We start from the raw sequence: 21,210 nt of genomic DNA, 5'->3' as shown, positions 1-21,210 counted from the left end.
AAATTGGTATCTTTAACATACCAAAATTAGCCAATATGGAGACGTTAATTATTCAGGGAGACGATGAGCAGATCAGCACACTTAAAGCTTTTCTCAAAACCGTTGGTATCAATTATCAGACTTGCCAGGAACAGGATACAACCGATTATCTATTAAGTAACTCAACAAATAAGACTGAGCTCTTAGACTCTATTCAAGAAGCCAAGGACGGAAAAACCCGCAAGATTGGCCTTGATGATATATGGAAATAGAGTTTACACAAAAAGCTGAAATACAACTTCAATATTGGAAAAGGTCGGGGAATGAGGCGATTTTAAAGAAAATCAGAAGTCTAATCAGTTCCATTCTGGAAACTCCTTTCGATGGAATTGGAAAGCCTGAGCCTTTAAAACATGAACTATCCGGCTACTGGTCGCGAAGGATTACGGATGAGCATAGGCTGGTCTATGAAATACAAAGCGACAAGGTTATCATCATTCAATGTCGCTTCCATTACACCAAATAAAACGTCACGGCACATACGTTACTTGCAGCACCCAGCCTTGGGAGCCATCGGCATTGGAGCGTTGCCAGCCAACGGAGACGGGCAAATGTTTCAAGAAATAGATTCCAACGCCCGTAGAAAGCTGGCCTTTCGAATGCGATCCCGAAAGCCAGTCGGCAAGTATATGGATTTTTTCATACCAGATGCCTGCATCAAGGCCAAGCTGGACTCCTTCGATAGGACCTTCGCCCAGGTAACCGTTATTTGCCAAATAACCTCCGGCTGCAAGTTTATAATGTCCATCCGCAAGCGAGGCCGCCAGATTGGTGTAAGTAAAATAGACCAGATGCTTCTTATGGGCAAGATTTGTCCCAACCAGACCGCCTATTCCGACTCCGAAGACCTTGTTTATGTCAAATAACTTCTGCGTATTAACAAGAAGCAAGGGCGCATAGGGCTGAATTGTGCTGGAATCGTTGTGGACAAAATGATGTGAAGCGCGTTCGTAGTTCACATTGAAAACATTGACCCCCACTTCCCAAAATTTCCCCAACCCATAAGTAGCAGTGGTTGTAGAATTGATAACATCTTGAATTTCAAATTGCTGCTGAAAACTTAATTTATTCTTTTCCGTAATCTCAGACGAAGAAACATTAAAAATTGTAAGCTGCGCATAGGCGCTCGTTGCAGAAAAAACCAACGCAAGAAAAAACCAGTAAACCGTTTTAATCATATGTAAGGATTGATATTCTTAATAGGAATAAAAAATCCTTGCCAGCCCAGACTTTCCAAGACAGGGAAAGTCTAATCAAATCAGCCCCAACCCCGCTGCTAGCTTTATCAGCGAGGCGGTATTTGAAACTTCAAACTTCATTAACAGGTTTTGACGGTGGCTGTTTACTGTGGTGACGCTTATGAATAGTTTATCGGCGATCTGGGGGTTGGTGAGGCCTTCGGCGATGAGGATCAGGACTTCTTTTTCGCGGCGGGTCAGGAACGGGATTGTTTTTGGCGCAGGCGCGGCGGCCTGATCGAAATTGACATTCATGAAGTAACCACCAGCCTGAACTTGCTGAATGGCTTCCAGGATCTCTTCCTTGCTCGAACTCTTGATCAGATATCCCGAAGCACCATTCTGGATCATGCGCGAAACATAAGCCCGCTCGCTGAATGTGCTTAATGCAAGCGTTTTCACTTCCGGGAATTGATCCTTTACTTTCTTGCAAAGCTCAATGCCGCTGATATCGGGCAGGTTAATGTCCAAAAAAGCCAGATCGACTTCGTTGGATTTGAGAAATGCAATGGCGTCAATGGCATTCGTGGCGGTGCCTACGACCGATATGCCCTCACTTTCGGAAAGAAGCGATTTCAGGCCTTCCAAAACCAGAGGGTGATCATCTACAATCAGGATTTTGACACTCATAATTTTCCAATAAGTTGGGATACGTTTTTTTTAAAAGTAAGTCATACGACAATTTCTACCAGCACTGATGTGCCCTCTTCGGGTGTGGATTGAATGTCGAGCTTGCCATTCAGGTAATCAACCCGGGCCTGCACATTTCTAAAACCTGCTCCTTTGCTGGTTTCCAGGCTGTTTATATCAAAACCTTTACCGTTGTCTTCCACAGTGAGGCTCACATTGTTGCCAATCCGGGTAAGCTGCACCTGCGCTTCCGTTGCTTCCGCATATTTAAGCACATTATTTAAAAGCTCCTGCACGACGCGGTAAAGCACAATTTCAATGGATGAATCGAGGCGTTCATCGAAGCCGAAGTCCTGCATAACCACTTTTAGCTGGCCGGAAGCGCTAATGCCTTCGCAAAAATCGTTGAGCGCTTCGATCAGGCCAAAGCGGACCAATGTTTCGGGCATCATGCTGTGTGCCACGCGGCGCATTTCGTTGATCGCGCCGTCAAGTTGTGTGAGTGCCCGGGTAAAGGTCATAGCGCTTTCCTCGGGCAGAATTACATTTCCTTTCACGGAATTTAAAGTTAATTTGATACCAGATAATAATCCGCCGAGACCGTCATGCAAGTCTCTGGCTACGCGGGTGCGTTCTTCTTCCTGGCCCTTCAAAATTGAATTTGTGGCTACCAGCTGTTTTTCCTGCTGCAATTGTAAAACTTCCTGTTCGGCGATCCGCTTACGGATCGCAATGTTTCTGTAAACTAAAACTGCTATCAGTGCAAATACGACCAAGCCAGCTATAAGGCTGTAAATTAATGTATTACGTGTCTGTTTCTCTTTTTCCAGCGTGACGATCTGCTTTTCCTTTTGGGCAGTCAGATATTTCGTATCCAATTCCTGCAATTGCTTTTGAATGTCAAGCCCCTGGATCGAGTCATTCATGATCGTGTATTTCATCAGATAATCATACGCGCCCTTGTAATTGTTTTCGCGCGCCAGATCGGTTGCGTAGTCTTCGTACAGCTCCACCAAATGGTCCGTCATTTCGTTGGCTTCTGCAATTTTGAGCGCTTCCCTGGTATACTTGGCAGAGAGCTCGGGCTGGTTGCTGTCTTCGGCAACGAACATGAGTGCCCGCAAACATTCCATTTCCAGAAACACATTGCCCGATTTTCTTGCCAAATCCAAGCCTTTTTCCCCATATTCTCTTGCAACGTCCAGCTTTTTCAAACCCCGGTTCACACGGCAGAGTCCGCCGTAAGCCTGCACTACAAAAATGTCAGACTTAATCTTTTGCGCCACTGCAAGGCCTTCATTATATACTGCTAAACCTTCCTTATAGCGCTTCAAATTGAAATAGCAGCCTCCGAGATTGGTTAAAATGTCGGCCAGTTGGAGGCTGTCCTTCATGGGGCGGGCCAATTGCAATGCTTTTTGTTTGTATACCAATGATTTATTAAAAAGATTGGCATGCTCAAATGCGGACCCGATGCTAATGTAGAGTCTTGGCAAAAATTCCTTCATTCCCAACTTCTCAAACTGGTCTGCCGATCGCTGGTAATATTTAATGGCCTCCGTGAAATTGCCCATATAAACATAGCTGGTCGCGATATTGGCAAAGCTTTTTCCTATGTTAACCTGATGTTTCATCTTTTGCGCAATTTCCAAGCTCTCTTTGTTGAGTTTAAGTCCCTGCTCAAATTTCCCTTGGAGGTTCAGGATATAGGTATAATTGGAGCGGAATTTAAATTTCCCAGTGGGATAGTTCAGCTTTTGGCTTAATGCTTCTGCTTTCAAATAATATTTGCCGGCGCTGTCGAGATTCTGGTTTTCCAGTAGATTGCCGTATTCAATGTAAGCCAGCACCCGGTTTGTATCTTCTTTACTTTCCCTGATTTTTTTCAAAATAGCATCCCCGCTTTGGGCGCTTGCATGAGCATAAATAAAAATGAGTAGGGCTGTCCTGTAAATTAATTTCATCGATTCACGGAGGAGTTTTGGCTGAAAATTACGGGTGTAAAATTCCTAAATAAAACCTTTCAATAATATCCTCTAAAAGCATGATTTTTCGAAAATCCTACTTTTAGAGGATTGATTGCCTGGCATGTAGGCATCTACCTTTGTTGAGTCAAAGAGGACATTTTATAACATTTATTTATTCAATTATTAATCAAAAAGCCATGAAAAAGATTTTTCTTATTTTGTTTCTGAGTACATTATTTTTTGCCTGCGAGAAAGATAAAGACAACGACAAGGACCCGGCTCCCGAACTGGCCGCGCAAGTGGCTGGCACTTACAAGGTAAGCGAGCTGCGTGTGGACGGGGTTAACGAGCCATTGAATGGCGCCATCATCACAGTTCATCTGGATAAATTTTCTGCCGAAGTGGTGACTGCAAAAATGAAAATTAAAGCGGACGGTGTTTCTGAACCGGATGAAGATTTGGGAACATTAACCCTCAAAAATGCCGGAAGCACAGGCATCGACATTTACGAAGGAACAGATAAAGTAGGAAGTGTTAAATCAAATAAGCTGAACTTTTTCGTGGTTTTTGAAGGCCAAGAATTGGAAATGATCGCCGACAAACAATAGTTCCCTCTATATAACATAACCGATCACAGTCCGAGGCGTTTGCTTCCAGGCTGTATGCAAATCCGGGTCAGATTTACCAGTGATCTGTTCCCGGATTTTGTTTAAATGTTATCAATTCGAAGAGAGTTGTTTTGAGTAAGATTCCAGCGGCACCGTTGGAATGTATCCCTTTGTCCCGTTTTCCAGTTCTACTCGGAAACCTTTGGCCATTTCGCCTGATATCCTGACCAATGTATTTACGGGCAGGGAAGCGATCTGACCTGATTTCTCGAACTGTGGAGAAACATATAGATTGGCTTTCCGCCGGATACGAACCGTGTCGCCCAGCCAGCGCGACTGCTCCGGCAAGCCGGGAACTTTCTCTTTGCGATGATCAATAAATGGCAGAGGGTTTACCGCTCCTGAGCCACGCGCGTAAATCCCGAAATGCAAATGCGGCGCTGTTGTAATCGCATTGCCCGTATTTCCAACCAACCCGAGTGTGTCGCCCACCACTACGCGTTCCCCTACCGAGACGAGCTGACTGTCCAAATGTGCATAGTACAGCGAATAAGGACTGCTGATAGCGGAGAGAAACACAATTTTTCCTCCCAAATTATTGGTGCCGGTCTGTGTTACAAAGCCGTTTTGAGCTGCAACAACGGGTGTTCCTCGTTTTGCCCGTATATCAATTCCCTCATGCGAGCGAATCCCACCATCGCGGTCGGCACCCCAGAAACTGATCACAGATGACATGCTGTGGCCGGAAACGGGGAAACCCAATGCCGGATCGGTGGTCAGTGCGAGTGAAACGGCTGTTCTTTCGTTTAAGCCAGTTTGCAAGCGGAGCAATAATGTGTCGTTATCGACATTTGTGTAGGTCAATGTTTGCGATTTATCCGTAATGTAATCGAGTCGCTGCGGCTTGCCGTTGCGCTTGATCTTATACAGTTCCATAAAGAAATGTGCAGACGTATCATTCGGCTCCCGGGAAGGGGTAATGACCAGTCTCCTTCCTTCCGGGATCTTCAATCGGATCGCCTGCGCAGGCACAGAATCGCCCAGGAAAAATCGCTCCTGATAAGGTGCGACCGAAAACAATGAATCATTCAAAACAGCATCACCGACCCTAAACCAGGTTTGCCCAGCCGCTGTTTTCTCCGTTTTTGCTTTATAAAGCTCTTTCTCGTAATGTTCCCGTGGCGTCACCGGAAACCAATGCGAAACCGGCACAGGCTTACACGAAACGGCAAAACCCACAACCATCGCCACAATCAAAAGCCGGATGAGATATTTCATTTTTGGACAAGTAGTTAACCTTGTTATCGAAGATTAACAAATTCGTGCCATCAAATAAGACTGGCTATCCAATCCGCTTGTAAACCGTCTCTGTGGCTTTGTCTTCCTGGCCTTCCGGGGAAATGTTGTATGCTGTGATGATGAGGTTATCATTATCGGGAAGTACTACGGTGGTTCGCCAGCCCCAGGGTGCCGGGATATCCGGGCCACCGTAACTGCCAAGTACGGAAAAACCGGATGCCGTGGGTGCGCCGCTGGATAACATGATTCTGGTGCCCATGTGAATACTGTCGATCCAGGCAGACTGGAAGTTATTATTCGGAACATCGTAGCCGTAAATGGCAATGCCTTCGAAGGACTGATCTGTTAACGATCCCTTGTATTCGTGCAAGACGAACCTGCCCCCGAGTATAGAGCGAATGGTTCCTTCCATAGGCGATTCATCTGCCAGAACTCCCGGCTCGAACCAGGTTTTTGTAGTCCCTTTCCAGTTTCCGATCAGGGATTGCAGTTGTTGGTGAACGCCTGATTCCAAGGATATTTCGAATTTTGATTTGCTCATAAGTTTTTGATTTTTGCCAAACGCATAGCATTTCACTAGTGCATTCGTGGATATTAGTGCATCAGTGGCGTTATATCAATATTCAATTTAAATTTAAAACAAAAATAAGGACATATTTTAATCATGAGACGATATCAACGGATCAATTAACAGGGGCATTTGAGACAAAAAAACATTATATTGTCCCGCACTTTGCTTTAAATCGTTAAGCCAATGATACAGTTAGGTCTTTTGATAACAAATAAGCATCGTTTGCTAAGTGTAGCCGCTGTCCTGGACGTTTTTGAATCAGCAAACATGTTTTATGAGCGGGAGCACGGAGTTCCCTTCTTTAATATAAAACTTTTCTCGCCTGATGTCAATCCACAGCAGTTTTACGGAGCATATGAAATTAGTTCGGTAACTGCTGCCGAGCAGCAAAATTTAATATTAGTGCCGGCATTCGGCGCGGGTGACTTGAAGGCATCCATCGCAAAAAACCAGGCCTGCATTCCCTGGCTTTGGGATCAGTATAAAAATGGGGCCGAGATTGGAAGCTTCTGTACAGGTGCTTTCTTACTTGCCGCGGCTGGATTATTGAACGGAAAGGAGGCGACAACACATATTGACGCCGCCATGGCCCTGGCTTCCAATTTTCCGGAAGTGATTATGAAAAGCGATGCAGTTGTGACGGATGATCATGGAATTTACACAAGCGGCGGCGCAACAAGCAGCTTTCATTTAATGCTCTATCTGATCCAAAGGTTTTGCGGAAAAGAGCTGACCCTTCGCACCGCCAAGATGTTCGCGATAGATATGGACCGGGAGCAGCAAACTTATTTCGGGACCTTTTCGCCTTCGCTGGACCATGGCGACGGGCTGGTAAATATGGCCCAGAAAAAAATTGAAAAAGAATATCAGGAAGGCAGCACCATTGAGGCTTTGATTCAGGATATTCCTGCAAGCAGGCGCAATGTGGTGCGGCGGTTTAAGCAGGCCGTTGGCGTCACACCTATTGAATATTTACAAAGGACGCGCATCGAAGCGGCCAAAAAACTGCTTGCCCAAACAGACCAGAGCGTGCTGGAAGTGATGCTGAACTCAGGTTATAATGATTTGAAATCGTTTCGGCAGCTGTTTAAAAAGAGTACTGGTGTTACGCCGAAAGAATATCGGGATAAGTTTAACATTTCCAGGCTGGATGGAAGCCGAATGGCGAACCGTGTGGCAGCCCACACGGGGCATCGTATTATTTGAACGGAAAAAGCCGCGCTCAGCATTGAATGTTAATGCTGAGCGCGGCTTTTTTCAGTAACGTTTTAATGCACTTTGACAACCTTGCGGAACGTGCTTTGATTTCCCTGCTTCACTTCAATAATGTAGGTGCCTATCGGTAAATTCGATAGATTGAGCTTGTGAGACAATTTGTTTGATGACTTCTGGACATGATTGTCTTTATAAAGTCTTCCTGTTTTTGCATCAAAAACTTTTAAGTCCACATCGGCGCTGTTCTCATTGGCCAGTTCAATGTTGATAAAATCTGTGGCTGGATTCGGGAAGACATTTACATCTTCATGCAGGGGCAATTCGCTGATCAGTTCAGGCGCTGCTACTGTCCGGGCATTTTGCGCACTTGAAGAAATCACAAAAATGGGTGTTTCCGTTACTGTAACCGTTACTTTCCCGTCTACAATGGTTTTTTCCTGCAAGGCCATGTTATCGCTTCCTGCCGTTGGCGTGTAAACTTTTGCAACGCCAGCTTCACCTAAATTCAGGGTGTACTCAGCAGTACGGCCAACTTCATCAGGGATCGCGAGGATAAAAAGTGATTTCCCATTGAGCTCATAACGATCCACAACCGGATCAGCGTGAATCGTTTCTTTATAAACATAATCACCGAAAAGGTTTTTTGTTTGAACAAAATAATCCGAAACAGGCCTTCGGGACTGATCATCATTCAATAAACCGGAAGACCCGAACATCCATCCCCACGCAGGGTTATCGTCATACATCTGATAATAGAAAACCTTCTCAATGCCATGGCGGGCCGAGAATAGCGACGTGCGCAGGATCCAGTCAGCTTGTGTTATCATTGGAGATTTGTCACCTATCGGAATCGCCTTCAACGGGCTGGTCTGCGTTAGATCATAACCTGCTTCCGTGATCCAAACCGGCATTTCCTGTGACATTTCTCTAGATGTTTTTACAAAGTTGTCAAGCGTTATATACGCATTTCCAACCTCAGGAGCGACTCCGCGGGTGGAGGTGCCGCTTTGGCTTGACGAAGCGTCATCCGTATAAAGGTGGAAGTTCACAACATCCCAGCAAAGGTTTACGCTGCCGTCAGGACGATATCCTCTGAATTCTTTGCACCAGTCAACCATGCCTTTCAGATAATCCGGACCAGTTACCATCCCTGCGATCACTACCTTCATGTTTGGATCAGCATTTTTCACACCCACGCCAGGACCCATTGTGTTTTTATGTCCATCATAAAATGCGGAAATGTTGGCTGCATATTCGCGCGAGGTTTGATAACCTTTTCTGCCTTTCCACCATTTATCACGCTCATTATCGCATTCAATGTATTTAATTAAATCAAGACCTATCTTCACCGTGTTGGCATAATCACCGTGCCATCTGGGAATCGTATCGACTTTTAACAATGAGGGGTCAACATTCAAATTGCTGCCATAGCGCGCAACATACTGAAACGCGACTTTGGCCTGCTCAATATAGGAAAGCGGGTCTTTGAAATCCTTTCCATAGCGCACCGGCACATTCTCAGAATCCCTTTCTCCTTCCGGATAGGAAGCTAACATCCAGCCGGGAAGCGTTTTGAGGCACGCTAGCACTTCAATATTTTCCTGTTTTAATCTTTCGTAGATCAAGTCATAATTCCAGCTCCCGCTTAATGTTGGGTTGTAGGAAAAAACACCTTCTCTGGATTCGAGCTTTTCCCAATCCATATAATGTCTGAAACCTGCAAAACTTTTGGCGGCAGTTACTTTGGATTCCACAAGCGATTCAGTATGCGCGCCGTCCTGGAAATTCCATTCATAGCCATTAACACCCAAAACGTCTTTCAATCGAATGTTCTTCGTGCGTCCGGGCGCATTGGAAGGCGGCGCCGGCGTGTAACTTCCATAGAGTTCCAGCTCGGTAGGAAGCAAATTTGGGATCGTCAAAACAAGATAGCGAATGTTGGAGACAGTTGCATCCAGCTTGAATTGTGTATTGGAAGCTCTGTCCGGGTAAGGGCCTACCCAGCCATTATAAACCGATCCTGTGAATGTTGCCACCTGAATGCGGTTCCACTGGTCATCGATAACGGACAGAATAAACGGTTGGTTTTCAGTCGAGCCGGTGTAATCGAAAAATCTGACGCTTTCCAATGTAATTTGCTCGCCGTCTTTAAGCGGATAGTAAGCGTCGTAATAGTCAATGGCTTTGCCCCAGCCGGTGAGTACATCGGCTTGCGTGTTTCCGTCAAAAAGCCCGTCCAATCCATTGGCAGCATTGGTTAGCTGATACCAGCGTTTTGGATCAAGGATAATTTTGGCTCCTGCAATGGGGTCGGTAGGCGTGGTTTGTTCAGTAACCGTCAAAGTTCTGCTTACATTTTCCGCCTGGAGATAATGCTCGCTTGCGCTCTGCGAGGCGGTTATCGTTGTTTGTCCTGCTCCGATAAGTGTAGCTTTCCAAATGCCCGTTGCGTTGGAGACAGTTGCAACTGCGGTGTTGGAAGAAGCGAATGTAACGGGTGACTCACTATTGTTGCTGCTTGCAACAAGATCAAATGTTCCATCCTGCAAACCTTTACTGCCAATCTCGCCAAAGGTGATTGTCGATTGTTCCTGAACGGTGCCGGTTGTGATTTCAAACCAATTGAGATTAAAAGCACCACGGTTTGCGTAAATGCGCAGGACCTGGCTCCCCGCCGGAAGGTTAACGGTTGTACGGATTGTGCTGTAATTGTTCCAACCTCCTGTTTGTGGCACATTAACACTTCCCAGAATGCTGCCAGCGCCATTTTTTAATTCAATTAGCCCATTTCCATAACTATTTGAAATCCTGAAACCAATGGTATAAGTGCCAGCCGCTGCAATCTTCACGTTGTAATCCAGCCAATCGGCGTCGTCAATGTACGTGACCGATGAACCGCCGTCGGTGTCGGTGGTCGCTTCTGTTCTCACATCGCTGGCGAGATCGAATGTTTCCGCCTCCATTCTGCCAGTAAGCGGGCGTGACGCTTTGACTTCGAACCAGTTAAAGTTCCAGCCGCTTTTCAATGACTGGATTTTCAAGGTTTCATTTCCAGCCGGCAATGCTGCAAGCATATTGACAGTTCTCCAGCCTTGCATGCCGCCCGTTTGCGGGACAGTAATGCGTCCTAATTCCATTCCATCACTTTTTTTCAATGCAAAAGAAGCTTCAGGGCTGTAACCGTTTGCCACGCGATAACTGAATGTGTAAATGCCCTGCTCAGGTGCAATTACCTTATATTCCATCCAGCTTTCGTCCTGGATCCTCCCAACGTTTTCGCCGCCGCCATCATCGGTGGTTGCTTCTGTTCCGATATTGCTGGAAGCGTCAAAACTTTCTGCTTGAATTTGTGCGGGAATGGTGACGCCAAGTTCAGGTTCAGCTTGCGTAACGAATTCAAACCAGTTGAAATTGAATGCGCCTTGCGGGGTTGCGATGCGGATAACCTGGCTTCCTGCCGGTAATGTAAGCTGGGTGCTCACGGTTACCCAGTTTTGCCATCCGCCCGTTTGCGGCACATTCAGCTGCCCCAGCAATGTTCCGTTCCCACTTCTCACCTCGATCACACCGGACCCATAACTGTTGGCAATCCGGAAATTCGCTGTGTAAGTGCCGCCTTCGGCGAGTTTGATGTTGTAGTCCAGATAATCGCCGTCGTCAATGTAGCTAACATTCAAATTGCCATCTGTATCAGCGGTAGTTTCCGTACGAACATCGCTCACTGCATCAAAATCCTCAGCTTCTATCCTTCCGGAGACATTCCGCGACGCGGATGCTTCGAACCAGTTGAAGTTAAAACCTCCTTTTTCCGCAAAAATTCTTAATGTCTGGTTGCCTTGCGGGAGCAGTGCTACAAAACTGACGGTGGCGTAATTTTGCATGCCGCCTGTCTGTGGCAAAACGTGCTGTCCAAGCACCTCACCACTGGCAGATTTCAGGGAAAGCTTGGCTTCCGGACTGTATCCATTGGCCACCCTGAAACGAAATGTGTAGTATCCTGCGACGGTCGCATTGACGTCGTAGTCCATCCAGCTGCCGTCCTGAATCCAGCCAACATTCTGGCCGCCGTCTGTGTCTCCCGTCGCCTCAGTGCCCACTGAGTTCATTGTTGCATAATCCTCTGCTTCGATCTTACCTGGAAGCGACTTATGTGACTGTGCCTGAATGCTAAAGGAGGTAAGTAAAAAGTAAGCTAGTAAAAGTTTTTTCATTCTCCGGAGATATAATTTCACGGAATATACAATTTGTTTGAATCATTTAAGAATGAATGTAGAAACTTTACTAGGTAATTTAACCAATCACTTCGAGCAGATAAAATCCGTAGGGCTCTATCACCAGAAACTCGGCATCGTTTCCGGGTTCAAAGTACTCGTCACGCCAATGGTCGTAAAGTTTTTCAGGAGCAAAACCATTATAACGGAATGAATGCCAGGTGAGATAGGCGCTTTCATCACTAAAATTAAAAATACAGAATAGTGAATTCTCACGACCATTGCGGACAAAGCCTGCGATATGGATATTGTGCCGGGGAAGCCAGCGTGTATTTTTGGTATCCGCAACCACGCCCAGGCTTTTCCTGATCGCAAGCAATTTTTTGGTTCCGGTAAAAAAGTCGTTTTCAATGTCCGCCACTTCGTCACCATAAGATAACATAGGAAGTCCGCCTATGAAAAAACTATTGGCCTGCATGAGCAGCATTTTTTGAATAGCCATGTTGATCTGCACTTCGCTTCTTTCCTGAATGGCTTTCTCAAATCCGCATAGCTTGGCCAGTGTTCCGCCACTGCTATGATCGGACCTCGTGGAAGTAATCCAGGTGGTGCCGAATGGCTTTTCCAACAATACAGCCTCCACCTCGACCATCGCGGACACCTGACCGGAAGCCAGTGCGTCCCATTGGAGGGCCGTTTGTGTGTAATTGTAAACAAAATCCGCTTCCTTGGCCATGTACCGTCCTTCACCAAAAAACTTTATCACTTCGTCCGCCGGATCATTGGATGAAACTGCCAAGGCCATGCCCGGCGCAGTCACTTGCAGGCACTGTTTGATCAGCTGGAGCGTGGTGTGGATCTGGGATTTAATTCCCGGAAATTCAGGAACTGCAATCTGAAGAATATCCACACCGACGTTCGCATGGGTAAAAATATCTGTCAGTAAGGATACAAAGGCCGCAGGATCGGAATGGTCCTGTATTGCCGAGTTAGTTTGATCCAAATCTAGCATAAGAAACATGCTATTTTCGTGCATGACGGCACCAATTTCCTGAATGTCTTTTTCAAAATGATTCAGGTGGAGCACATTGATTCCCAGATCGAGGAAGTAGGTGAGTTTGTCTGGCAAAGAACCGAAACCGTCATCGAAATGGTTTATATCCACATTCATCCCGGCGAGCTCGTTGCTGACATACCAGTTTTCATGCTTTTTATGGTCGAGGTCTTTCAAATCCTGAGACCGGCTTAAATGTGAGGCGATAAGCACCTCGATCAGTTTTGCGAAATTGGCGCTGAATTCGGGGTGATCACTAAATAGTTGTGTGTATAGATCACGAATTTCGGCAGCGTGCAAAACGAGTTTGGTGTAAAATTTTTTGTCTGCGCCTGCAATGTCAAGATTGTTATTATTCACGGCGTCAAACAGCGCCGTTACGATTTGGTTATTATCCATAGTTTTAAAAAATTAAGCCACTTCACTCCAAACTGATGTTTAAAACGGTAATAGGAGTATATGAGACTTATCTTGGCCGCGTTCCGCAGCGCGGCTGACGCAGCATCGGCTGTCGATGCTACTTAATTAAAAGCCGGGATATCAGGCTCTCCGCCGGGATCCCGCAACGGTTCCACCTCGGGAATGACTGGTTCAACGGGAGGCATTTCAGGTTCCGGGCTTATTGGAGGCGTTTCCGGGTCTCTTTCAAACGGAGGCGTTTCTTCGGGCACATCCGGCCACGGAACTTCGGGGCGCGGATCAAAAGGCGGCGTTTCACGCGGGTCAGAAGGGTCGTTTTCAATGTTAGACACTTCCCATTGAGAAGCTATTTGGTAAATATCCATGGTTTTCAGACGTTTGTTATGCAGTTGAAATGTAAACGGATAAGGTACAATAACTGTGCCGCGCATCGCATGCCGCGCACCGATCGCATTCCAGATTCTTTCCAGTTTTAATTCTCAATTTCGTGGCTGATAAAAATTTTGATAATAGAAGAGGAAAAAGAGCTGCCGGAAGTGATCCGGCAATCGCTGGAAATGGAGCAGTTCCTGGTGGAAACCGCCGTGGGCTCAGCGAAAATTTCACAAATATTAAACGGAAAAAGGCAGCTGGATGTGCCGTTTTTAAAAGTGATTCACAAAAAGTTAGGCATTGGAGGTAACTTTATTCTGGGCCGGGTTAGGCTAGCGCGCCTTTTTTGAATTTTTTTGCCCGTCATGGAATTTTTTATTCCTTTGCTTTGTAATGTACGCACTGTACAGTTTATTAATATATTCAAATTTATCAATATATCTTAAATCATGGAGGTCAGGAGAGTGGAGCGGATTTCGAAAGCGTTGAGCGACCCCAGCCGTATTCTTATATTACAGGAGTTGCGCCAGAAAGAAGATTGTTTGTATTGTCACGAGATTTCAGATTTCATTGATTTAACCCAGCCGTCGATTTCACATCATGTAAAGCAACTTACCGATGCGGATTTGATCGTTGTGGAGAAAGAAGGGAGAAACGTCAAATACAGATTGAACAAAGAGGTTCTTAACGAATACGTTCAGTTTTTGAACAAATTACAAGTCTGAGTTTTTTTACCTAAATACATCGATACATTTCGATGTATTGATAAGTAACCAAAGTTTACATCTATTGCCAAGGAACGGAAAGGACAGACTTGCTAAGTCTGTCAGACTTAGCAAGTCTAAAGTCTAACAAGTCCTGTTAGCCATGAAAAATAAAAAACCATTATCTAATCAATCGAAATATTTAAATTAATCTATACATGGAAAAGACCATTCAATCTGCCAAGATCATATCAGGCCTCATTATTACTGCCGTGATATTGTTATCCGTATTCTTTAAGGGATACACATCCGAAAAGCCTGAGCCAGCGAAAGCAACAGCAAAAGAGCAACCTGCCGGCGTCGCCGCGGTCGGTGTCCCCGTCGACGGCCAGGTGCTTCATTCGGAATCATTAAATGAAGAAATGACTGTTTCGGGAACGCTGATGGCCTATCAGGAAGTAAGCATTTCAAGTGAACTTAACCGCAAAGTGATCGCGGTTCATGCCAAAGAAGGAAAATTCGTAAAAGCCGGAACATTGTTGTTCAAACTGGATGACGCCGATTTGCTTGCAGAACTGGAACAATTGAAACAACAGGAAAAACTGGTTTTACTTAATGAAAGAAGACTTAAAGACTTGATTGACAGGGAAGCAGCCATTCAGCAAGATTACGATCAGGCATTTACGAATCTGAAAGTTTTGGAAGCGAAAATTGAGCAACTGAAAGTAATGATCGCAAAAACAAGCATCCGCGCACCATTTAGTGGTTACTTGGGCATTGTGAATGTGTACACCGGTGCATTTGTAACTCCGGGGAGTCCGCTGGCTTTGCTAACCGATAACAGCCGCTTGAAAATTGATTTCGCCGTTCCTGAAAAACATGCAAACACGCTGAAAACAGGCGATGAGGTACAGTACAACGTTGAATCCAACGATAAAATCTACAAAGGCAGGATCGTCGCGCATGAGGCAGGTCTTGATCAAAAAACCAAAACACTGCTAATGCGTGCCGTAACGGATAACAAAGGCAGTGAGTTGTTACCGGGCCAGAGTGCGCGCCTGACCTTACGTTTAAGCAACACCGGTAATGCCTTAATGGTCCCAAATCAGGCGCTAATCCCGTCTTCGAAAGGATACAGCGTATATGTGGCCAACGCGGGCAAGGCAGGTTTCAAAGCCATCGAGGTAGGCGAGCGCAATGCTTATTCTGTGCACGTTACAAAAGGACTTGCTCCTGGCGACACGATTATTACAAGCAATATGCTGCGTTTAACACCAGGTTCGGCCATTCAATTGGTCTCTATTAAATAAACATCTATTAGTCATGAGTGCTATTTCACAAGTAAGTATTTCCCGGCCGGTTCTGGCCGGGGTAATGTCCGTACTGCTTATACTTTTCGGGATTGTTGGTTACACATTTTTGGGAACGCGGGAATATCCCGTTACTGATTCCCCGATTGTAATGGTAACAACGGTTTATCCCGGTGCAAGTGCCGACATCATTGCCTCTCAGGTTACAAAGCCTTTGGAGGAAGCTATTGCGGAAGCGAACGGAATCCGTTCTGTATCATCCACTTCCCGCGAACAGGTGAGCATTATCACCGTTGAATTTGAATTGAATGCTGATCTGGAAGCAGCGGCAAATGATGTTCGGGATAAGGTTTCTAAATCCCGCCAGCAACTGCCGACCGACATTGAACCGACTATTGTGGAGAAAGCGGGACCCGCGGATTTCCTGGTGTTCCTTACCGTTCAAAGCAAGACCAAAACACTGGAAGATGTTACCGATTTTGTTAATATCAACATCAAGGAAAGGTTGCAATCCATCCCCGGCGTAAGGCTAGTGGATTCATACGCAGGCAGAAAACGCGCCATGCGATTAAGAATGGATCCGGTAAAGTTGGCTTCTTACGGCCTCACGCCGACTGACATTCAAACTGCATTACAACGTGAAAACGTGGATTTACCGAGTGGTCGCATTGAAGGCGAAAACACCGAAGTAACATTGCGGACGCAGGGAAGGCTGGTTACGGAGGATGATTTTAATAACATGATCCTGAGGGAAAGTGACGGAGCGATTGTGCGGTTCAAAGATGTGGGGCAGGCAGTAATGTCGTCTCAAAATGAACGGACTGCGATGATTGTATATAATGGTAAAGTTGCCGATTACGGCGTAGGAACGGGTGTAAGCCCGCAGCGTGGCGCCAACTCGCTGGCCATTGTGGATGAGTTTAAGAAACGTTTTGAAGAAATTAAAAAGACAGCTCCAAAAGAATACGAAATCGCCCTTGGTAAAGACTTTACAGTTCCAGTAAGAAACTCATTATCAGAAGTTGAAGAGACATTATTGCTTGCCTTCGCGTTGGTTTCACTCATCATATTCGTGTTTCTGAGAGACTGGCGAAGCACGTTGATCCCCCTGCTGGCCATCCCTGTTTCGATCGTTTCGGCCTTTTTCATCATGTACATTGCCGATTTCTCAATCAATGTTCTTACACTTTTGGGGTTGGTTTTGGCGATTGGGCTTGTGGTCGATGATGCGATTATCGTTTTGGAAAACATTTATAGTAAAGTTGAAGAAGGAATGTCGCCCATCCAGGCGGCACGGGAAGGTTCAAATGAAATTTACTTCGCTGTTATTTCCACCACCATTACACTCGTCGCGGTGTTCCTGCCAATCCTCTTTTTGGGCGGTCTTACGGGTCGTTTGTTCAAAGAATTTGCCATTGTCGTAGCGGGTTCAGTGACTGTTTCAGCATTCGTCGCGCTTACTTTGACGCCTATGATGAGTGCTTACCTGCTCAAATCGGGCACTTCGCAAAACTGGCTTTATAAAAAGACTGAGCCTTGGTTTGTATCCATGAACAATGCTTACGCTCGATCGCTTTCAGCATTTATGAAAGTACGCTGGTTGGGTATCGTATTGCTTTTGGTGTCATTTGGTGTTGCTTTCTGGCTTGCACCGAAACTGCCGTCCGAGCTTGCGCCGCTGGAAGACAGGTCTATGGTAGGACTCGCGGTAATGGCTCCCGAAGGCACGTCTTATGAAAGTATGGAGCAAAGCATGAAGGAAATTGGAAATTTCGTGAGCGATTCCATTCCTGATTTGAACGAAGAGCGTACATATACGGCTGTTGCAGCCGCGGGTGGAACATTAACGCAGCCTGTGAACGGCGGGTTTCAATGGATTTTTCTCAAAGAACCTAAGGACCGTAAAAGCGGATTGACGCAACAGCAGATATTTATGAAGCTTGTTGGCGCTTCGCAAAAGTTCAGAAATGTGCTTATTATCCCCATTCAGCTGCCGACCATTGGTGGTTACGGAAATACGCAGCCAGTTCAATATGTTGTTCAGGCACCTGATTTGAAAGCACTGATTGACATTATGCCAAAGCTGATGGGCGAGGTGAGCGGCAATAAAAAGCTGGTTTTTGCTGACGCAGATTTCAAAATCAACCGCCCCGAAATCAGCATCAGCATCGACCGTCAACGCGCTGCCCAATTGGGCATTTCCACACAGGCCATCGGGCAAACATTGCAACTTGCGCTAAGCAGCAGGAGATACGGTTACTTTATCCACAATGACCGCCAGTACGAAGTGATCGGCCAGCTGGACCGGGAAGACAGGTCTGCGCCTTATGACTTGAAATCATTGTATTTGAAATCAGGAAGTGGTCAAATGGTGTCCCTGGACAACCTTACCAAGCAAAATGAAGGAATTAGTCCTCCTGCGATTTACCGTTACAACCAATCTTACAGCGCGACTATTTCAGCAACGCCCGCCGCTGGGGTAAGCTTGGGTGAAGCCATTCAGGAATTGGATAAAATCACGTCCAAAGAACTTCCGAAGGGTTTCAGCACAGCATTGGCAGGACAAAGCCGTGATTATTCAGAAAGTAGTTCAAGTTTGATCTTCGCATTCATTTTCGCCATCGTCCTGATTTATCTGGTTCTGGCCGCACAGTTTGAAAGTTTGGTGGATCCGTTTATTATTCTTCTGACAGTGCCCATGGCTTTAACAGGCGCACTCCTAAGTCTTTGGTTCACAGAACAGACAGTTAATATTTTCAGCCAGATCGGGATCATTATGCTCATTGGTCTGATCACCAAAAACGGGATCCTGATCGTTGAGTTTGCCAACCAAAGCAAGGAAGGAGGCACGTCAACATTTGAAGCCGCCAAGATAGCAGCCGTATCCAGGTTCCGTCCCATCCTCATGACCACGCTTGCGATGATTTTCGGAACATTGCCTATTGCACTGTCGCTTGGGACAGCATCGGGAAGCCGCCAGTCACTGGGAATCGTGGTAGTGGGCGGCTTGATCTTCGCCGGAATTCTGACGCTTTATGTAATTCCTTCGATATATTCTTACCTGTCCAGGCCGCATAAAAAGCGTAAGGAAGATGGAAACGAAGCAATTGCAGAAGAGACCTTAGTACACACGCATTAATCCTCAGGGAGCATTAACATCACATTTCAATCATGAAAAAGTTATTTTTAAATCAAGATATAAAATCGGTAAGAGCATTTGCCATTCTGCTGATGCTGAGTCCTTTGCTGTCCTTCGGGCAGACCGAAACGCTGTCATTGCAAAAGGCGATCGAGCTCGCGCAAAGCCGCAACCGCGACCTGCGGATCGACTCGATCAACATGCACAAAGCAAAACAACAGACCGCCATTACGCGCGGTTTGTTGATGCCCAACATTAGTTTGACAGGCCAGTTTCAGCACTATTTTCAAAAGCCGGTTTTCTTCGGCCTTAATGGAAACACCAGCAATTCTGAAAAGATTGGTTACGCCAGATTTGGCGGAGAGGATATTGGCGCAGCTCAAATTTCACTGGTTCAACCTATTTACAATTCCGGCACGAAGCATGAGATCGAGCGCAGAAAGCTTCTTGAAAAACAGAGTCAGCTTTCCTTTCGTCAAAGGGAAGTGGACGTGGTGGCGCAGGTAAAGCAAAATTACGTTCAGCTGCTTGTTTTGAATGAGAGGCTGAAGTTGCAAAAGGAAAGCATTGTCAGAAACCAAAAGGCGTTAAATGATTCGCGCTCATTGCTTGCACAAGGCCGCGCATTACGCGTGGACACATTGAGAGCCTATACATCTGTAAAAAATCTGGAACCTGATGTGCTGAGACTTAATTATGCATTACAGATTAGCCAGCAGCAATTGCGTAACTTGCTAGGAGATGTTTCGGAGACAAATTACGTGCTTTCCGATTCCCTCGAACTCAATTCCGATGAGTCGATTCCGGCGGAAGAAGGAACATATAAATTATCCATTCAACAAAGACCCGATTTGCAGATTCTTACATTGAACAAAGAAATCAATGATAAAGAAATCGACTTATATAAATCGGCGCGGCTACCGGTTGTGAGTTTCATAAGCCAATATCAAATTCAAACGCAGACTAATCAGTTTCGTTTTGGTAATGCTGCATATCCACCCGTTTTCTTCGCAGGAGTCCAGTTTTCAATTCCCATCTTTAGTGGAAATCAAAATGTGAACAAAATAGCATTAGGCAAAATCGAGCGACAGCAAGCTGATGTCATTTACAACAATGCTCAGGAACAACTTAAAACCGAAGTCAAGCAGGTTTTAGCAAGTCTGGTAGAAACATCTGAACGGATAAAAACCCAGCAAAACGTCTCCGAAACCGCAGAACTAAGTTATTCTATCACGAAGTACAGATATGAAAAAGGCGTCGCTTCCCGGCTTGAACTGATAGATTCCGAATTTGCATTGACAGCGGCAAAATCCAATTATCTGGAAGCAGTTTATGATTATTTATCCTCAAAAATAGAATTGGACCGCATTACGGGGAATGTAAAGGATCAGCTATAATATTTTACTCAGCGTTAATAATGATCAACAGGTTGTGTTTAGGTTGTGTATTTAAGAAGAACCCCGGATAATGTTTGGGGTTCTTCTTTTTGTTGGGGAAAAATCAGTTGTTATAACACTCCATACTTCCTTTTAGTCGAAAGTACTCCCAAGTTATTTTTTTCTGTAACAGTTTCAATTTGTTCATTCCATGAATAGGTAAATTCCCGGCTGATGGTTGAGGAGGAGATTCCTTGATTTGTGAAAGAACTTTCTTTAATATCCTTGACCAAATGTTCGTTGAAGTTGCCAAAAATAGGCAGATACTTTCCTCGTCCAAGAGCTATACACGCAGGATTAATTTTCGCCTTATCTTCTTGCATGTAGTAATAGGAAAAAGTTTGTTCTTTGTATTTTGTAGGGCCAGTATAGTATTGAATGGATTGTAAGTTGATTTTTCCATTAACCGTACCATATACAAATACTTGATAGTCTTTTGGATAACTTTCCTTGTAAGACTTTTTGACACGCCCGTCAGAATTGTATTCATAAATATAAACTTCGGTATCTGACGCACCATTCTTTTTATGGTGACTTTGGGTGCACTTTCCTTCGGAGTTTAAAACGTAAACCGATTTTTCTAGGATTTCTTGGGTTGACGAATTATACTTAATTGATGAGATCTGATTTGCATTTGTGTAGTTGAATTCGGTATATTCTTTTGTGGCCTCATTGATCAGCCTGAATATTCTTCGATATGGTCCGGTATACTGAAATACGTTACTGCCTTCACTAAGTAGCCTGTTGACTTTGTATGAAGGTGATAATTTCGCATTTTGATAATCTGCATTTTGTCCTTGCTCCACAATTGGACTCAATGCAGCCTCTTTCTCATTCTGGCAGGCTCCCAGCATACCGGCAACAATCATTGCCTTTATTAGTGTGGGTAAATTTTGAAGTAATTTCATACTGTTCATATTTGTGTTTGAAAATTGATTTTAACTGGACCAAACTTATTCCATAATTGTTCAGATCAAGAATCCAATAGTTAATTGGC

Annotated in this window: 18 protein-coding genes; 9 read left to right on the top strand and 9 right to left on the bottom strand. The window is 45.2% G+C overall.

Going from position 1 to position 21,210, the window contains the following annotated elements; translation table 11 throughout:
• Positions 1-35 precede the first annotated feature (35 nt).
• Both MUK70_RS19680 and MUK70_RS19675 read left to right on the top strand, forming a co-directional pair.
• The gene (locus MUK70_RS19680; RefSeq protein WP_234607712.1) at positions 36-251 is read left to right on the top strand and encodes a hypothetical protein; all 216 of its coding nucleotides are present in this window, start codon (positions 36-38) and stop codon (positions 249-251) included.
• Positions 242-505: a Txe/YoeB family addiction module toxin gene (locus MUK70_RS19675; RefSeq protein ID WP_234654758.1), complete on the top strand. Its 264-nt coding sequence runs from the start codon at positions 242-244 to the stop codon at positions 503-505. Before MUK70_RS19680 ends, MUK70_RS19675 begins: the two co-directional genes overlap by 10 nt.
• A gap of 4 nt (positions 506-509) precedes the next feature.
• On the opposite strand, the gene MUK70_RS19670 is transcribed toward MUK70_RS19675, so the two are convergent.
• The 3 genes from MUK70_RS19670 to MUK70_RS19660 form a co-directional block, all read right to left on the bottom strand.
• Positions 510-1,217, bottom strand: a complete 708-nt coding sequence (locus MUK70_RS19670) for a hypothetical protein (protein ID WP_234654756.1) — start codon at positions 1,215-1,217, stop codon at positions 510-512.
• A gap of 75 nt (positions 1,218-1,292) precedes the next feature.
• Positions 1,293-1,907, bottom strand: a complete 615-nt coding sequence (locus MUK70_RS19665; RefSeq protein ID WP_234607709.1) for a response regulator — start codon at positions 1,905-1,907, stop codon at positions 1,293-1,295.
• A 41-nt stretch (positions 1,908-1,948) separates the two neighbouring features.
• Positions 1,949-3,871 (bottom strand): tetratricopeptide repeat-containing sensor histidine kinase, encoded by a 1,923-nt coding sequence (locus MUK70_RS19660; protein ID WP_234654754.1) that lies wholly within the window; start codon positions 3,869-3,871, stop codon positions 1,949-1,951.
• A gap of 200 nt (positions 3,872-4,071) precedes the next feature.
• On the opposite strand from MUK70_RS19660, the gene MUK70_RS19655 reads away from it, so the two are divergent.
• Positions 4,072-4,482 (top strand): hypothetical protein, encoded by a 411-nt coding sequence (locus tag MUK70_RS19655; RefSeq protein ID WP_234654752.1) that lies wholly within the window; start codon positions 4,072-4,074, stop codon positions 4,480-4,482.
• A gap of 111 nt (positions 4,483-4,593) precedes the next feature.
• Here the strand turns inward: MUK70_RS19655 and MUK70_RS19650 are convergent, their stop codons facing one another.
• Positions 4,594-5,760 (bottom strand): M23 family metallopeptidase, encoded by a 1,167-nt coding sequence (locus MUK70_RS19650; protein ID WP_234654751.1) that lies wholly within the window; start codon positions 5,758-5,760, stop codon positions 4,594-4,596.
• A gap of 64 nt (positions 5,761-5,824) precedes the next feature.
• Entirely contained in the window at positions 5,825-6,322 is a 498-nt protein-coding gene (locus tag MUK70_RS19645) for a DUF1579 domain-containing protein (protein ID WP_234654749.1), read from the bottom strand.
• A gap of 213 nt (positions 6,323-6,535) precedes the next feature.
• On the opposite strand from MUK70_RS19645, the gene MUK70_RS19640 reads away from it, so the two are divergent.
• A complete protein-coding gene (locus MUK70_RS19640; RefSeq protein ID WP_234607704.1) occupies positions 6,536-7,558 on the top strand; it encodes a GlxA family transcriptional regulator in 1,023 nt (340 codons plus the stop codon).
• A gap of 62 nt (positions 7,559-7,620) precedes the next feature.
• Here MUK70_RS19640 and MUK70_RS19635 read toward each other — a convergent pair whose 3' ends face one another.
• The 3 genes from MUK70_RS19635 to MUK70_RS19625 all read right to left on the bottom strand — a co-directional run bounded on the left by MUK70_RS19635 (position 7,621) and on the right by MUK70_RS19625 (position 13,617).
• Positions 7,621-11,778: a carbohydrate-binding protein gene (locus tag MUK70_RS19635; RefSeq protein WP_234654747.1), complete on the bottom strand. Its 4,158-nt coding sequence runs from the start codon at positions 11,776-11,778 to the stop codon at positions 7,621-7,623.
• Positions 11,779-11,857: 79 nt separating this feature from the next.
• Positions 11,858-13,231, bottom strand: a complete 1,374-nt coding sequence (locus MUK70_RS19630) for an alpha-amylase family glycosyl hydrolase (protein WP_234654743.1) — start codon at positions 13,229-13,231, stop codon at positions 11,858-11,860.
• A 122-nt stretch (positions 13,232-13,353) separates the two neighbouring features.
• Complete coding sequence (locus MUK70_RS19625) at positions 13,354-13,617, bottom strand: filamentous hemagglutinin (protein ID WP_234654741.1); 264 nt, start codon at positions 13,615-13,617, stop codon at positions 13,354-13,356.
• A 138-nt stretch (positions 13,618-13,755) separates the two neighbouring features.
• Here MUK70_RS19625 and MUK70_RS19620 point away from each other — a divergent pair, with 138 nt between their 5' ends.
• From MUK70_RS19620 to MUK70_RS19600, 5 genes are all read left to right on the top strand, one after another.
• Entirely contained in the window at positions 13,756-13,974 is a 219-nt protein-coding gene (locus MUK70_RS19620; protein ID WP_234654740.1) for a hypothetical protein, read from the top strand.
• Between the two features lie 99 nt (positions 13,975-14,073).
• On the top strand, positions 14,074-14,349 hold the full coding sequence (locus MUK70_RS19615) for an ArsR/SmtB family transcription factor (protein ID WP_234607700.1): 276 nt from the start codon (positions 14,074-14,076) through the stop codon (positions 14,347-14,349).
• 197 nt (positions 14,350-14,546) lie between these two features.
• A complete protein-coding gene (locus MUK70_RS19610) occupies positions 14,547-15,638 on the top strand; it encodes an efflux RND transporter periplasmic adaptor subunit (protein ID WP_234654738.1) in 1,092 nt (363 codons plus the stop codon).
• A 13-nt stretch (positions 15,639-15,651) separates the two neighbouring features.
• Positions 15,652-18,777 (top strand): efflux RND transporter permease subunit, encoded by a 3,126-nt coding sequence (locus MUK70_RS19605; protein ID WP_234654735.1) that lies wholly within the window; start codon positions 15,652-15,654, stop codon positions 18,775-18,777.
• 32 nt (positions 18,778-18,809) lie between these two features.
• Positions 18,810-20,174 (top strand): TolC family protein, encoded by a 1,365-nt coding sequence (locus MUK70_RS19600; RefSeq protein WP_234654733.1) that lies wholly within the window; start codon positions 18,810-18,812, stop codon positions 20,172-20,174.
• Positions 20,175-20,284: 110 nt separating this feature from the next.
• On the opposite strand, the gene MUK70_RS19595 is transcribed toward MUK70_RS19600, so the two are convergent.
• Positions 20,285-21,121, bottom strand: a complete 837-nt coding sequence (locus MUK70_RS19595) for a hypothetical protein (protein ID WP_234654731.1) — start codon at positions 21,119-21,121, stop codon at positions 20,285-20,287.
• Positions 21,122-21,210 lie beyond the last annotated feature (89 nt).

This window comes from Dyadobacter chenwenxiniae (genome assembly GCF_022869785.1).
Classification (GTDB): Bacteria; Bacteroidota; Bacteroidia; order Cytophagales; family Spirosomataceae; genus Dyadobacter; species Dyadobacter chenwenxiniae.
This window is presented reverse-complemented; position numbering and strand designations above follow the sequence as displayed.